Source organism: Sulfitobacter faviae (assembly GCF_029870955.1).
In the GTDB taxonomy this organism is placed as follows: domain Bacteria; phylum Pseudomonadota; class Alphaproteobacteria; order Rhodobacterales; family Rhodobacteraceae; genus Sulfitobacter; species Sulfitobacter faviae.
On record NZ_PGFQ01000001.1, the window covers coordinates 1,948,250 to 1,962,217 of the forward strand.

Here is a 13,968-nt window from a genome sequence, read left to right on the forward strand (position 1 = left end):
GAGGGTCCGATCAATGGCACGCGATAAGACACGCACCAAGCGTAAGGTCTCCAAGAACATCGCCGCAGGCGTGGCGCATGTGAACTCGAGCTTCAACAACACCAAGATCCTGATCTCGGACGTGCAGGGCAACGCGATCTCCTGGTCGTCTGCTGGCACCATGGGCTTCAAAGGGTCGCGCAAGTCGACACCCTACGCCGCCCAGATGGCCGCCGAAGATGCCGGCCGCAAGGCACAGGATCACGGCGTCAAGACGCTGGAAGTCGAAGTGCAGGGCCCCGGTTCGGGCCGCGAGAGCGCCCTGCGCGCCCTGGCTGCCGCCGGCTTCAACATCACCTCAATCCGTGATGTGACCCCGATGGCCCACAACGGCTGCCGCCCGCCGAAGCGCCGCCGCGTTTAAGCCGGGATTGTTTTACATGGGGTCGCGCCTTGCGTGCGGCCCCATACCGCTTTTCAGAAACCTCGAGCGTTTGTGTCATTTGGACATGAGGCACAAACAAGGATGGAGGGACGCATGATCCACAAGAATTGGGCTGAATTGATCAAGCCGCAACAGCTTGACGTCAAGCCGGGCAACGACCCCGCACGTCAGGCGACCGTCATGGCCGAACCGCTGGAGCGGGGCTTCGGTCTGACCCTCGGCAACGCGCTGCGCCGCGTGCTGATGTCCTCGCTGCAGGGCGCGGCGATCACCTCCGTGCAGATCGACAACGTGCTGCACGAGTTTTCCTCCGTCGCCGGTGTGCGCGAAGACGTGACCGACATCATCCTGAACCTCAAGGGCGTCAGCCTGCGCATGGAAGTCGAAGGCCCCAAGCGCCTGTCGATCTCCGCCAAGGGTCCGGGCGTCGTCACCGCCGGTGACATCTCCGAATCCGCCGGTATCGAGATTCTGAACCGCGAGCATGTGATCTGCCACCTCGACGATGGTGCGGATGTCTACATGGAGCTGACCGTCAACACCGGCAAGGGCTATGTCTCTGCCGACAAGAACAAGCCGGAAGATGCGCCCATCGGTCTCATTCCGATCGACGCGATCTATTCGCCGGTCAAGAAGGTCTCCTACGACGTGCAGCCGACCCGCGAGGGCCAGGTGCTGGACTATGACAAGCTGACCATGAAGGTCGAGACCGACGGCTCCATCACGCCGGACGACGCCGTGGCCTTCGCCGCGCGCATCCTGCAGGACCAGCTTGGCATCTTCGTCAACTTCGACGAGCCGGAAAGCGCATCGCGTCAGGACGACGACGACGGTCTGGAGTTCAACCCGCTGCTGCTGAAGAAGGTCGACGAGCTCGAACTCTCGGTCCGTTCGGCAAACTGCCTGAAGAACGACAACATCGTCTACATCGGCGACCTGATCCAGAAGACCGAAGCCGAGATGCTGCGCACCCCGAACTTCGGCCGCAAGTCGCTGAACGAGATCAAGGAAGTGCTGTCGGGCATGGGCCTGCACCTCGGTATGGACGTCGAAGACTGGCCGCCAGAGAACATCGAAGACCTCGCCAAGAAGTTCGAGGATTCGTTCTAAGATACGGTGCCCGGAAACTTTCAAAGTTTCCGGGGCCGATTTCTTTCAAAGAAATCGGGTGCCGTTACGACCGGGCGCATGCCCCAAGGAGAGCTCGTGACACGCATCGCGGGCCAGACAAAGCAAAACCGCCCGTAGAGGGCATCACGATTGGAGTAAGACAATGCGTCACGCACGTGGATACCGCCGCCTGAACCGTACACATGAACACCGCAAGGCGCTGTTCTCGAACATGGCAGGCTCGCTCATCGAGCATGAGCAGATCAAGACCACCTTGCCGAAAGCCAAGGAACTGAAGCCGATCATCGAAAAGATGATCACCCTCGCCAAGCGCGGCGACCTGCACGCCCGCCGTCAGGCCGCGTCGAAGCTGAAAGAAGATCAGTATGTCGCCAAGCTGTTCGACGTGCTGGGCCCGCGCTACAAGGACCGTCAGGGCGGCTACGTCCGCGTCCTGAAGGCCGGCTTCCGCTATGGTGACATGGCGCCGATGGCGATCATCGAATTCGTCGACCGCGACCGCGACGCCAAGGGTGCCGCCGACAAGGCGCGTCTGGCCGAGGAAGAAGCGGCGGAATAAGATCCCCGCCATCGTTATTCGGAAAGCCCCGCCCTTGGCGGGGCTTTTCTTTTGCCGGGGAGGGTCGCGGAAAACGCAGTTGCACCGGCTCCAGTCCCTGCGCATATCTGGGGCATGAGAACCCTTGCCCTGATCCTCATGCTACTGGCCACGCCCCTGATGGCGCAGCAGGTGCCGAGCTCCGCAGCACAGATGCAACTGAGCTTCGTGCCGCTGGTCAAACAGGCCGCCCCAGCGGTGGTCAACATCTATGCCCGCACCATCACCGAGGCCCGGCGCACGCCGTTGCAGGCCGATCCCTTCTTCGAACGTTTCTTTCGCGATCCCTTTTCCGAGCGACCCCGGGTGCAGAATTCGCTCGGCTCCGGCGTGATCCTCTCGGCTGACGGGATTGTCGTGTCGAATTACCACGTCGTCGGGACCGCCACCGACATCCGCGTCGTGCTGAACGACCGGCGCGAGTACAGCGCCCGCGTGCTTCTGGGCGATGCCGAGAGCGATCTGGCGATCCTCAAGCTCGCCGGGGCCGAGGATCTGCCCTTCCTCGAACTGCGCGACAGCGACGCGGTGGAAGTGGGGGAGCTGACGCTGGCCATCGGCAACCCCTTCGGTGTGGGGCAGACCGTGTCGAGCGGGATCGTCTCGGGGCTGGCGCGCTCCGGCGCCGCGGGCGGGGCGGGCAGGGCTATTTCATCCAGACCGACGCGCCGATCAATCCCGGCAATTCCGGCGGGGCGCTGATCGATATGGGCGGACGGCTCATCGGGGTGAATACCTCGATCCTCACGCGCTCGGGCGGCAGCAACGGCATCGGTTTTGCCATTCCCGCCGATCTGGTCGCCGCCTTCGTCGCACAGGCTCGCGCCGGGGAGACCGCTTTCCAACGCCCCTGGGCGGGGCTTTCGGGCCAGCCGGTCGATGCCGACATGGCGGGGCCCTTGGGGCTGGACCGTCCGGGCGGCATCATCGTTTCCGGGCTGCATCCCGCCAGCCCCTTCAACGGCGCGGGGCTGGAGGTTGGCGACGTGATCGTCAGCGTCGACGACCAGCCGGTGAACACACCCGCCGAGATGATCTACCGCATGTCGGTGGCAGGTCTGGGCCATTCCGCGCGCGTGGGCGTCATGCGCGAGGGGCGGTTGCAGGAGGTGACCGTGGCCCTGATCGCCGCGCCCGACGTGCCGGACCGGGCCGAGGTCACCTTGGGCGCGCGCAGCCTGCTGCCGGGGCTCAAAGCGGCACAGATCAATCCGGCGGTCATTGACGAGATGAATTTGCCCTTGGAAAGCGCGGGCGTGGTGGTGCTCGACGCCGGGCGCTTCGGCCCGCGCGTGGGGCTCAGCGATGGCGACGTGATCCTCTCGGTCAACGGCGTGGCGGTGGAGGATACCGCCGCCCTCGTGGCCCTGCTCTCGGGGCAGGTGCGCCGCATCCAGATGGTGATACAACGCGGTGACCGGCGCATGGCGCTGCGGTTCAGGGGGTAGCGTGGCGGATCTGTTCGGAGAGACGGAAGAGGCGGAAGAGGGCGGTCACCGCCCCTTGGCCGACCGGCTGCGGCCGAAATCGCTGGCCGAGGTGATCGGGCAGGAAAAAGTGCTCGGCCCCGATGCGCCGCTTTCGGTGATGCTGGCCGCCGGGGCGCTGTCCTCGCTGATCTTCTGGGGGCCGCCGGGCGTCGGCAAAACCACGATCGCGCGGCTTCTGGCGGATGAAACCGATCTGCATTTCGTGCAGATCAGCGCGATTTTCTCGGGCGTGCCGGAACTGCGCAAGGTTTTTGACGCGGCCAAGATGCGCCGCCGTCAGGGGCAGGGGACGCTCCTCTTCGTTGACGAGATCCACCGTTTCAACAAGGCGCAGCAAGACGGTTTCCTGCCACATATGGAGGATGGCACCATCCTTCTGGTCGGCGCCACCACGGAAAACCCGAGTTTCGAGCTCAACGCCGCCGTGCTGAGCCGCGCGCAGGTGCTGGTGCTCGAACGCCTGCCGCATGACGACTTGGAGCGTCTGGCGCAGCGGGCCGAACGCGAGCTGGGCAAGCCCCTGCCGCTTCAACCCGAGGCGCGCGAGGCGCTCTTGGAGATGGCCGATGGCGACGGGCGGGCGCTGCTCAATCTGATCGAGCAGGTGACCGCGTGGAAGGACGATGCCCCGCTCGACAAGGCGGGCCTGTCGAAGCGCCTCATGCGCCGCGCGGCGCAATACGACAAGTCGGGGGATTCGCATTACAACCTCATCTCGGCCCTGCATAAATCGATGCGCGGCTCGGACCCGGACGCGGCGCTCTACTGGTTGGGGCGGATGCTGGAGGGCGGCGAGGACCCGCGCTACCTGATGCGGCGCATCACCCGGATGGCGGTGGAGGACGTGGGCCTTGCCGATCCGCAGGCGCAGGCCTTCTGCCTGCAGGCATGGGAGACCTACGAACGCCTCGGCAGCCCCGAGGGGGAGCTCGCCATCGCGCAGGCGCTGACCTACATCTGCCTCGCGCCGAAATCCAACGCCGTCTACAAGGCCTACAAGGGCGCCCGGCGTCTGGCGCGCAGCACCGGGTCGGAGCCGCCGCCGAAACATATCCTGAACGCGCCCACCAAGCTGATGAAGGAACAGGGCTACGGCTCGGGCTATGCCTATGACCATGACGCCGAAGATGGGTTCTCAGGCCAGAACTATTTCCCCGACACGATGGAGCGGCCCAGCCTCTACGAGCCGGTGGAGCGCGGTTTCGAGCGGGAGTTGAAAAAACGGCAGGATTACTTCGCTGGGCTGCGTGCCAAGCGGAAAACTTGACTCCGGGCCGCGCAGGCGCGATGGGGTGTCGATGATGAAAACACTGATCATGGTGGCGCTCGGCGGCGCTCTGGGGGCCTGTCTGCGCTACCTTGTCGGTCTGGCCGTGGGCTTTCCGCTCGGCACGCTTGCGGTGAATGTCGCGGGCTCGCTCGCCATCGGGGTGGTCTGGGTCACGCTCGCCGAAAAGGCGCTGCTGCTGCCCTTCCTGATGACCGGGCTTCTGGGTGGCTTCACGACCTTCTCGGCGTTTTCGCTCGACACGTTGCGCCTGCTCGAGGCAGGCCGCGCCGCTGTCGCATTTTCATATGTGGGGGCCTCGGTGATCTTGTCGCTGGCCGCCTGTTTGCTGGGCCTCTGGTTGGCCCGAGAGGTATTGGCATGAGCCGCGTACAGACATTGACCGTCGCCGAGGGTGATGGCGACCAGCGGCTCGACCGCTGGTTCAAGCGGATGTTTCCGCAGATCAATCAGGGCCTCATCGAGAAGATGTGCCGCAAGGGCGAGATCCGTGTCGATGGGGGCCGGGTCAAGGCCAACACGCGGCTCGAGGCGGGCCAGCAGGTGCGCGTGCCGCCGCTGCCCGATGCCGCGCCGCCCCCGCCGCCCAAGCGGACACGCATCACCGAGGCGGATGCCAAGATGATCCGCAACTGCGTGATCTACCGCGACGACCACGTCATCGCGCTGAACAAGCCCGCCGGTCTGGCGGTGCAGGGCGGCTCCGGTCAGGCCGACCGCCATGTCGATGCGCTGTCCGAGGCGCTGATCTTCGATGCCGAGGAAAAGCCGCGGCTGGTGCACCGGCTCGACCGCGATACCTCGGGCGTCTTGCTCTTGGCGCGCACCCGCGCGGCGGCCAAGGCGCTGACGGCGGCGATGCGGCACCGCGAAACCCGCAAGATTTATTGGGCCATCGTCGCGGGCGTGCCGACACCGTACTTGGGCGAGATCAAATACGGTCTGGTGAAGGCCGGCGGCCATGGCCGCAAGGGCGAGGGCGAGAAGATGATCGCCGTGCACCCGCGCGACATGGACGACACGCCGGGCGCGAAACGCGCGCATACGCTTTATGCCACGCTGTTCCGCGTCGGCTCGCGCGCGTCCTGGGTGGCGATGGAGCCGGTCACGGGCCGCACCCACCAGCTGCGGGCGCATATGGCTGAGATCGGGCATCCGATCGTCGGCGACGGCAAATACGGCGGCTCGGGGCAGGAGAACCTCGGCGATGGCTGGGGCGCGCAATTGGGCGGGATCATCTCGAAGAAGCTCCACCTGCACGCGCGGATGATGCGTTTCGAGCATCCGCACACGCGCAAGGTGGTCACCATCACCGCTGAACTGCCCGACCATATGGCGCATAGCTGGGACACCTTCGGTTGGACCGAAGATCTCGCCGAAGAAGACCCTTTCGAGTCGCTGCAATGAGCAAACCGCTTCGTTTGGTGATCTTTGACGTCGACGGCACGCTGGTCGACAGCCAAGGCGATATCGTCGCGGCGATGACGGCGGCCTTTGCGGCTGTGGAGGCGCCCGCGCCAACGCGGGCCGAGATCCTGTCAATCGTCGGCCTATCGCTGGATGTGGCGATGACGGTGCTGGCCCCCACGCGCCCGGCGGGGGATCACCTTGCGATGGTTGAAGCCTATAAGGCTGCCTATATGACACTGCGGGCTGAGGCAGGCGTGGCGCAATCCTCGCCGCTTTACCCCGGCGCGGTTGAGACGTTGCGGCGTCTTCACGCAGAGCCGGAGGTGCTGTTGGGCGTCGCCACGGGCAAGTCGAAACGCGGGCTGGACAAGCTGATCGCCGGTCACGGGCTGGAGGGGCTTTTCATCACGCAGCAGGTGGCGGATTTTCATCCCTCCAAGCCGCATCCGTCGATGATCCATCAGGCGATGGCCGATGCCGGGGTAGGGCCTGAGGCCACGGTGATGATCGGCGATACCTCTTTCGACATGGACATGGCCGCCGCTGCCGGGGTGACCGGGATCGGCGTCAAATGGGGCTATCACGGCCCGGAACGGCTGGCCGCCGCCGCGCATCTGGTCGAGGATTTCGCGGCGCTGCCCGCCCTGCTGGAACAAATCTGGAGCATTCCCGCATGAGTGACTGGAAAGCCAAACGCTTTTGGAAAGACGCCGCCGTGGTCGCGGTCGACGACGGTTTCACCGTCGAATTGGACGGCCGCCGGGTGAAAACCCCGGCCAAGCGCCCGCTGACCCTGCCGACCCGTGCCATGGCCGAGGCCGTGGCCGCCGAATGGCAGGCGCAGGAGAAACAGATCGACCCGCGCACCATGCCGGTGACCAAGACCGCCAATGCCGCGATCGACAAGGTCGCGGTGCAAAAGGCCGAGGTCGTCGAGATGCTCGCGGCCTATGGCGACAGCGATCTTCTGTGCTACCGCGCCGACAGCCCGAAGGTCTGGTCGCCCGGCAAGCGGCTGAGTGGGATCCGATGCTGGACTGGGCCGCGCAAACCCTTGGCGTGCGGTTGGAGACGCGGGAGGGCATCATGCATGAGCCGCAAGCGCCCGAAGCCCTGGCCGAGTTGCACCGGCGGACGGCGGCGCTCGATCCCTTTGAACTGGCGGCTTTTCATGACCTTGTGAGCCTCACCGGCTCGCTGATCCTTGGCTTTGCCGCGCTCGAACAGGCCTTTGACCCCGTGGAGATTTGGGCCCTGTCGCGGCTCGATGAGACATGGCAGGCGGAGCAGTGGGGCCGCGATGACGTGGCCGAGCAAGAGGCCGAAATCAAGCGGCAGGCGTTTTTACATGCATGTGCAATAATAGTGCTTTGCAAAGCTGCTTAACTTGATAAAAGCTTTGCGACTCGATGTGAAAACCCGCCCTGATTTTGCCCATCGCGCCCTTGACCTTCAAACCTGAATCCGCCCACACTGCTTTTCATTGAGCAGGGGAAACCCTGCACAAGATCGCTTTCGGCGTCATCTGGCGTCGGATTAACCGCCAGTGAACGTGGCGGACTATCAGGAAGAGGTAAAAATGAAAAAAACCGTAATTTTTGGCGCGCTGACCGTTGCTGGCCTTGCGGCCGGCGCTGCTGGTGCCGCCACGCTTGATGACGTCAAAGCCCGTGGCAAGCTGAACTGTGGCGTGACCACCGGCCTTGCTGGCTTTGCCGCGCCGAACGCCAACGGCGAATGGGAAGGTTTCGACGTGGCCGTGTGCCGTGCCGTTGCCGCCGCCGTTCTGGGCGACAAGAACGCCGTGGAATTCGTGCCGACAACCGGCAAGACCCGCTTCACCGCGCTGGCTTCGGGCGAGATCGATTTCCTCGCACGTAACACCACATGGACCTTCAGCCGCGACACCGACCTGAAGTTCGACTTCGTCGGCGTGAACTACTACGATGGTCAGGGCTTCATGGTACCGAAAGCGCTTGGCGTTTCCTCGGCCAAGGATCTCGACGGCGCGACCGTCTGCATCCAGACCGGCACCACAACCGAGCTGAACCTCGCGGACTTCTTCCGCAAGAACAACATCAGCTACGAGCCGGTGCCCGTTGAAACCAACGCCGAAGGCCAGCAGCAGTACCTTGCCGGTGCCTGCGACACCTACACCACCGACGCCTCCGGCCTTGCCGCGACACGCGCGACCTTCGAAAACCCCGATGAGCACGTGCTGCTGCCCGAGATCATCTCGAAAGAGCCGCTGGGCCCGCTGGTCCGTCACGGCGACAACGACTGGGGCGACATCACCCGCTGGGTGCTGAACGCGCTGATCGCTGCCGAAGAACTGGGCATCACCTCGGCCAACATCGAAGAGATGACCGGCAACACCAACAACCCCGAAGTCGCCCGCCTCTTGGGCACCGAAGGCACGCTGGGTGAGATGATCGGCCTCGACGCCGACTGGGCCAAGCGCGCCATCATGGCCGAAGGCAACTACGGTGAGATCTTTGCCAAGAACATCGGCGAAGAGACCCCGATCGGTCTGGCACGCGGGCTGAACGCCCAGTGGACAGACGGTGGCCTGCTCTACGCACCGCCCTTCCGCTAAATAGCGAAGCGAGGGGCGCGGGAATTCCTGCGCCCCTTGCGCCTCTGGCCGGTGGGGCTGCCTGCCTCTGGCCAACAAAAGCTCCCTACTGACAAGAAGAACGGTCAAAAAACGACTGACGAAACCCCAACGAGACAATAAAAACCCACGATCGAGATAAATCGATCTACGACCAAAAATGATTCGGCCAAGGTGCGCCAAATGCACCGATAAAAAACAAGCCGGAACACAGGGATACATACATGACGACATTCTCCGACCCTCCCAAGGCGTCGTTCCGGCCATCTATGCTGTTGAGCGACACCCGCTATCGGTCGATCACCTTTCAGGTGATCGCGCTGGCGCTGCTGGTCACGGCGATCTGGTATCTGGGATCGAACCTTGCCGCGAACCTCCGCGCCGCCGGTTTGAACATCTCTTTCCAGTTCCTTGGCAATCCGGCGGGCTATGACATCAACCAGACGCTGATCCCCTATACCAGCCAATCGTCGAACCTTCAGGCGGCTTGGGTCGGGATCATCAACACGCTGCTGGTGTCCTTCCTTGCCTGTGTCACGGCCACGATCTTTGGCGTCATCGCCGGGGTTCTGCGCCTGTCGAACAACTGGCTCGTACGCAAGCTGATGGCCGGCTACGTCGAGATTTTCCGCAATATCCCGGTGCTGATCTGGATCCTGATCATCTACACCATCATGACCGCCGCCATGCCCGCGCCTTCGGCCTTCCGCGGTGACGATCCGGCCTCGACCATGATGCTGGGCTCTTTCGCCTTCACCAACCGGGGCGTCTATATTCCCGGGCCGGTCTGGGGGCCGGGGTCGATGATCGTGGTGGCGACCTTTGTCGCCTCGGTGATCGGCGTCTTTGCCTACCGCCGCTATGCGACCAAGCTGCTTTATGACACCGGTCGCCTGCTGCCGATGCTCTGGCCTTCGGTCGCGATCCTGTTGCTGCCGACGATCATCATGTTCTTCATCATGGGCATGCCGATCGGGCTCGACTACCCCGCGCTGAAGGGCTTCAACTTCCGCGGCGGCATCCAGATCGGCGCGCCGCTGATCGCGCTGTGGTTCGCCCTGTCGATCTACACGGGTGCCTTCATCGCCGAGAACGTCCGCGCCGGCATTCAAGCGGTTAGCAAGGGCCAGTCCGAAGCCGCTGCCGCCTTGGGTCTGCGGTCGGGCCGGATCATGAACCTTGTGGTGCTGCCGCAGGCGCTGCGTGTCATCATCCCGCCGCTCATCTCGAACTACCTCAACATCACCAAGAACTCCTCGCTGGCGATCCTCGTGGGCTATGCCGACATCACCGCGACGCTGGGCGGGATCACCCTGAACCAGACCGGGCGGGCGATTGAATGCGTCGTTCTTCTGATGCTCTTCTACCTCGTCATCTCGCTGGGCATCTCCATGGTGATGAACGTCTACAACAACGCAACGAAGCTGAAGGAGCGTTAAGCCATGTCAGACACACATGCTGAATCCATCGCCTTCGTGCGTGAAACCTCGCTGCCGCCGGCGGCCCCGCCGGATAAGGTCGGCGGCCCGTTGAAATGGGTGAAGGACAACCTTTTCCCCACATGGGCGAATGCGATCCTGACGATTGTGGCGCTCTATTTCCTCTATCTTCTGGTCTCCGGCTCTCTGCCCTGGCTGTTGAACGGCGTCTGGTCGGCAAGCAGCCTGTCGGAATGCCGCGAGATTTTGGACGGCGCGACCGGGGCCTGTTTCTCGGTGCTGAGTGAGCGTTGGCATCAACTGCTCTTTGGCTTCAAATATCCCAGCGACCAATACTGGCGTCCCACCCTCGCGTTGGTGCTGCTGTTCCTTGCCGCGGCCCCCGTGCTCTTCATCGACCTGCCGCGCAAGCTGCTGCTTTTCACCGGCGTTTACCCGTTCCTTGCCTTCTGGCTGATCTGGGGCGGGCCGATCTGGGGGCCGATCTTCGCGCTCTTGGGCATCGTGGCGGGCTATGTCGTCTATAGCCGTCTGGTGCAGAAGAGCTTTGCCATGGCGCTGGCGGGCGGCGTCGTCGCTGCGGTGATCGTCTGGTATATCGGCGGCTTTATTAGCGAGGCGCTGCGTCCCGCATCGCCCCTGCTGCAAGCGATCCCCAGCCGTGACCTTGGTGGCTTCATGCTCAACATGATGCTGGGCATCACCTGCGTGTCGCTATCGCTGCCCATCGGCATCGCGCTGGCGCTTGGCCGTCAGTCCCACCTGCCGATCGTCAAGGGCATCTGCGTGGTCTTCATCGAGTTCGTTCGCGGCGTGCCGCTGATCACGCTCCTCTTCGTGGCGAACGTGATGCTGGCCTATTTCTTCCCGCCGGGCTCGGGGGTGGACCTCTTCATCCGCGTGGTGATCATGATCACCATGTTCTCCTCGGCTTATATCGCCGAGGTGATCCGGGGTGGCCTCGCCGCGCTGCCGAAGGGCCAGTACGAGGCCGCCGACAGCCTTGGCCTCGACTATCCGCAGGCGATGCGGCTGATCATCCTGCCGCAGGCGCTGAAAATCTCGATCCCGGGCATCGTGAACATCGCGGTGGGCCTGTTCAAGGACACCACGCTGGTCTCGGTGATCTCGCTGTTTGACATCATCGGCATGATCCGCGGTCCGATCCTCGCCTCGACCGACTGGAACGGTGTTTACTGGGAGCTTTTTCTCTTTGCTTCTGTGCTGTTCTTCATCGTCTGCTACGGCATTTCTCAATACTCGCAGTGGCTGGAACGCCGTCTTGCGACTGACCATCGTTAAGGGAGGGTTCTCGCATGGCTGAGACCGCACAAATGAAAGTATCCGACGAAGTCGCGATCCGCATCGACAACATGAACAAGTGGTACGGGGCATTCCACGTGCTGCGCGACATCAATCTGACCGTGCACCGGGGCGAGCGGATCGTGATCTGCGGGCCTTCGGGTTCGGGCAAGTCGACGCTGATCCGCTGCATCAACGCACTGGAAGAGCATCAGAAGGGCACCATCGAGGTCGATGGCACGCTTCTGTCCTCGGACCTCAAGAACATCGACAAGATCCGCTCCGAGGTCGGCATGTGCTTCCAGCACTTCAACCTCTTCCCGCATCTGACGATCCTTGAGAACTGCACGCTGGCGCCGATCTGGGTCCGCAAGACACCCAAGAAGGAAGCCGAGGAAACGGCGATGCATTTCCTTGAAAAGGTGAAGATCCCCGATCAGGCCAATAAGTATCCCGGCCAGCTTTCGGGCGGTCAGCAGCAGCGTGTGGCGATTGCCCGTTCGCTCTGCATGCGCCCGCGGGTCATGCTGTTCGATGAGCCGACATCGGCGCTCGACCCCGAGATGATCAAAGAGGTGCTCGACACGATGATCGAGCTTGCCGAAGAGGGCATGACCATGCTTTGCGTGACCCACGAGATGGGATTTGCCCGTCAGGTGGCGAACCGCGTGATCTTCATGGACGAAGGCCAGATTGTTGAGCAGAACGAGCCGGAGGCTTTCTTCAACAACCCGCAAAGCCCGCGCACGCAGCTGTTCCTGAGCCAGATTCTCGGGCACTGAACCGGGCAAATCGGACCAAGGTAAAACCTACGCCCCGGCCATTCGGTCGGGGCGCTTGCGTTTTAAACCAGTTGTTTGGGGACGGTGAAGGCGTGCAGCAGGCCGCTGCCGGGGGCCACCTCGGCCCAGCTTTCAACCGCGAAATCCAACACCGTCGTCGCGCCCGAGGGGTAGCGATCAAAGGCTTCCTGTTCGGGCGGCTGCTGCAACAGCCCTGCGGCGGCAGCAGCGATGCCGGGGTTATGCGCCACCAGAAGCAGGGTGTTGCCCGTGCCGCGCTGGCGCAGGCTGGTGATGATCTGATCAGGCTCGGCGAGGTAGAGTTCGCGCAGGTACTCCACCCGACAACCCTCAGGCAGCGCCAAGCGGGCGCAGGTTTCGCGGGTGCGGGCCGCCGTTGAGCAGAGCACCGCATCAGGCAGCAGCGCCTCTGCGCGCAGCCAATTGCCGAGGGCTTGGGCCGCCCCGCGCCCGCGGGCGTTCAAGGGGCGGTCGTGGTCGCTGGTCCCATGGGACCAGTCCGATTTCGCGTGTCGCATCAGGATCAGGCGGCGCATGTCGTTCCTTTCACTGCTCGACCCATCATAGGCGCGAAGCAGGGGCAGGGGGCAAGCGCTTTGGGCCTAACCCTTGCGAATGATGCTGCCCGCGCCGTGTTCGGTGAAAAGCTCCAACAGGCAGGCATTGGGCGCGCGCCCGTCGAGGATGACCGCCGCCCGCACACCGCCTTCGAGCGCGTCCAGCGCGGTTTGCACTTTGGGAATCATCCCGCCCGCAATGGTGCCATCGGCGATCATCTCGTTGATCTGGCTCGCCGTCAGGTCTGTCACAACCTCGCCGTTGCCGTCCTTGACGCCCGCCACATCCGTCAGCAGCAGCAAGCGGTCGGCCTCCAATGCGCCCGCGATGGCGCCAGCGGCGGTGTCGCCGTTGATGTTATAGGTCTCCCCCCCGCGGCCCATGCCGAGCGGCGCGATGACGGGAATGATGCCCTTGTCGGCAAAGTCCCGCAGGATACGCGGGTTGACCTGTGTCGGATTGCCCACGAGGCCCAGAGCGGGGTCTTCGGGGTCGCAAACGATCAACCCGCTGTCTTTGCCCGAAACACCAACCGCGCGGCCGCCTTGCTCCGAGATCGCCTGCACGATCCGCGCGTTGACGAGGCCCGAGAGCACCATCTCGACCACTTCCATGGTCGCGGCATCGGTCACCCGTTTGCCGTTCACGAATTCGGATTTGATGTTCAACCGCGCCAGCATGTCGTTGATCATCGGGCCGCCGCCATGGACGATCACCGGGTTCACCCCCACCTGCCGCATCAGCGCGACATCGCGGGCAAATTCGTCCATCGCGTCGTCGCTGCCCATCGCATGGCCGCCCAATTTGATGACCACGGTGGCATCGGCGTAGCGTTGCAAAAAGGGCAGAGCTTGGCTGAGGGTTTGGGCGGTGGCGATCCAGTCGCGGTTCATGTCTTGCGTTCTCATCTG

General features: G+C 63.6%; 13 protein-coding genes and 2 pseudogenes. 13 read left to right on the forward strand and 2 right to left on the reverse strand.

Annotated features, from left to right (window positions below; genetic code table 11):
* The first annotated feature begins 13 nt into the window (after positions 1-13).
* The 13 genes and pseudogenes from rpsK (at position 14) to CUR85_RS10175 (ending at position 12,478) form a co-directional block, all read left to right on the forward strand.
* Entirely contained in the window at positions 14-403 is a 390-nt protein-coding gene (rpsK, locus tag CUR85_RS10115; RefSeq protein WP_067263152.1) for a 30S ribosomal protein S11, read from the forward strand.
* Between the two features lie 114 nt (positions 404-517).
* Positions 518-1,534: a DNA-directed RNA polymerase subunit alpha gene (locus CUR85_RS10120; RefSeq protein WP_007118862.1), complete on the forward strand. Its 1,017-nt coding sequence runs from the start codon at positions 518-520 to the stop codon at positions 1,532-1,534.
* A 163-nt stretch (positions 1,535-1,697) separates the two neighbouring features.
* Positions 1,698-2,114 carry a 50S ribosomal protein L17 gene (rplQ, locus tag CUR85_RS10125; RefSeq protein WP_067263154.1) on the forward strand — a complete coding sequence of 139 codons (417 nt, stop codon included), beginning with the start codon at positions 1,698-1,700 and terminating at the stop codon, positions 2,112-2,114.
* Between the two features lie 114 nt (positions 2,115-2,228).
* A pseudogene (locus CUR85_RS10130) lies at positions 2,229-3,601 on the forward strand (trypsin-like peptidase domain-containing protein).
* Between the two features lies 1 nt (position 3,602).
* Positions 3,603-4,910 (forward strand): replication-associated recombination protein A, encoded by a 1,308-nt coding sequence (locus CUR85_RS10135; protein ID WP_067267240.1) that lies wholly within the window; start codon positions 3,603-3,605, stop codon positions 4,908-4,910.
* A 31-nt stretch (positions 4,911-4,941) separates the two neighbouring features.
* Positions 4,942-5,295 carry a fluoride efflux transporter FluC gene (locus CUR85_RS10140; protein ID WP_067267241.1) on the forward strand — a complete coding sequence of 118 codons (354 nt, stop codon included), beginning with the start codon at positions 4,942-4,944 and terminating at the stop codon, positions 5,293-5,295.
* Positions 5,292-6,338, forward strand: a complete 1,047-nt coding sequence (locus tag CUR85_RS10145) for an RluA family pseudouridine synthase (protein ID WP_067267243.1) — start codon at positions 5,292-5,294, stop codon at positions 6,336-6,338. Before CUR85_RS10140 ends, CUR85_RS10145 begins: the two co-directional genes overlap by 4 nt.
* A complete protein-coding gene (locus CUR85_RS10150) occupies positions 6,335-7,018 on the forward strand; it encodes an HAD-IA family hydrolase (RefSeq protein WP_067267245.1) in 684 nt (227 codons plus the stop codon). Before CUR85_RS10145 ends, CUR85_RS10150 begins: the two co-directional genes overlap by 4 nt.
* A pseudogene (locus tag CUR85_RS10155) lies at positions 7,015-7,727 on the forward strand (ATP12 family chaperone protein). The gene CUR85_RS10150 and the pseudogene CUR85_RS10155 overlap by 4 nt, the downstream one beginning before the upstream one ends.
* 193 nt (positions 7,728-7,920) lie before the next feature.
* On the forward strand, positions 7,921-8,937 hold the full coding sequence (locus CUR85_RS10160) for an amino acid ABC transporter substrate-binding protein (protein ID WP_067263102.1): 1,017 nt from the start codon (positions 7,921-7,923) through the stop codon (positions 8,935-8,937).
* Between the two features lie 242 nt (positions 8,938-9,179).
* A complete protein-coding gene (locus CUR85_RS10165) occupies positions 9,180-10,394 on the forward strand; it encodes an amino acid ABC transporter permease (RefSeq protein ID WP_067263100.1) in 1,215 nt (404 codons plus the stop codon).
* Positions 10,395-10,397: 3 nt separating this feature from the next.
* The gene (locus CUR85_RS10170) at positions 10,398-11,696 is read left to right on the forward strand and encodes an amino acid ABC transporter permease (RefSeq protein ID WP_067263098.1); all 1,299 of its coding nucleotides are present in this window, start codon (positions 10,398-10,400) and stop codon (positions 11,694-11,696) included.
* Between the two features lie 14 nt (positions 11,697-11,710).
* The gene (locus tag CUR85_RS10175; protein ID WP_067263096.1) at positions 11,711-12,478 is read left to right on the forward strand and encodes an amino acid ABC transporter ATP-binding protein; all 768 of its coding nucleotides are present in this window, start codon (positions 11,711-11,713) and stop codon (positions 12,476-12,478) included.
* Positions 12,479-12,540: 62 nt separating this feature from the next.
* Here the strand turns inward: CUR85_RS10175 and CUR85_RS10180 are convergent, their stop codons facing one another.
* Positions 12,541-13,035 carry a SixA phosphatase family protein gene (locus CUR85_RS10180; RefSeq protein ID WP_067263093.1) on the reverse strand — a complete coding sequence of 165 codons (495 nt, stop codon included), beginning with the start codon at positions 13,033-13,035 and terminating at the stop codon, positions 12,541-12,543.
* 66 nt (positions 13,036-13,101) lie between these two features.
* A complete protein-coding gene (gene argB / locus CUR85_RS10185) occupies positions 13,102-13,965 on the reverse strand; it encodes an acetylglutamate kinase (RefSeq protein ID WP_197470845.1) in 864 nt (287 codons plus the stop codon).
* Positions 13,966-13,968: the final 3 nt, after the last annotated feature.

What these genes read in the sequence shown, in the direction of transcription:
- rpsK (WP_067263152.1), top strand. Translation starts at nt 14, where the DNA reads ATGGCACGCGATAAGACACGCACCAAGCGTAAGGTCTCCAAGAACATC.
- CUR85_RS10120 (WP_007118862.1), top strand. Translation starts at nt 518, where the DNA reads ATGATCCACAAGAATTGGGCTGAATTGATCAAGCCGCAACAGCTTGAC.
- rplQ (WP_067263154.1), top strand. Translation starts at nt 1,698, where the DNA reads ATGCGTCACGCACGTGGATACCGCCGCCTGAACCGTACACATGAACAC.
- CUR85_RS10140 (WP_067267241.1), top strand. Translation starts at nt 4,942, where the DNA reads ATGATGAAAACACTGATCATGGTGGCGCTCGGCGGCGCTCTGGGGGCC.
- CUR85_RS10145 (WP_067267243.1), top strand. Translation starts at nt 5,292, where the DNA reads ATGAGCCGCGTACAGACATTGACCGTCGCCGAGGGTGATGGCGACCAG.
- CUR85_RS10150 (WP_067267245.1), top strand. Translation starts at nt 6,335, where the DNA reads ATGAGCAAACCGCTTCGTTTGGTGATCTTTGACGTCGACGGCACGCTG.
- CUR85_RS10160 (WP_067263102.1), top strand. Translation starts at nt 7,921, where the DNA reads ATGAAAAAAACCGTAATTTTTGGCGCGCTGACCGTTGCTGGCCTTGCG.
- CUR85_RS10165 (WP_067263100.1), top strand. Translation starts at nt 9,180, where the DNA reads ATGACGACATTCTCCGACCCTCCCAAGGCGTCGTTCCGGCCATCTATG.
- CUR85_RS10170 (WP_067263098.1), top strand. Translation starts at nt 10,398, where the DNA reads ATGTCAGACACACATGCTGAATCCATCGCCTTCGTGCGTGAAACCTCG.
- CUR85_RS10175 (WP_067263096.1), top strand. Translation starts at nt 11,711, where the DNA reads ATGGCTGAGACCGCACAAATGAAAGTATCCGACGAAGTCGCGATCCGC.
- CUR85_RS10180 (WP_067263093.1), bottom strand. Translation starts at nt 13,035, where the DNA reads ATGCGCCGCCTGATCCTGATGCGACACGCGAAATCGGACTGGTCCCAT.
- argB (WP_197470845.1), bottom strand. Translation starts at nt 13,965, where the DNA reads ATGAGAACGCAAGACATGAACCGCGACTGGATCGCCACCGCCCAAACC.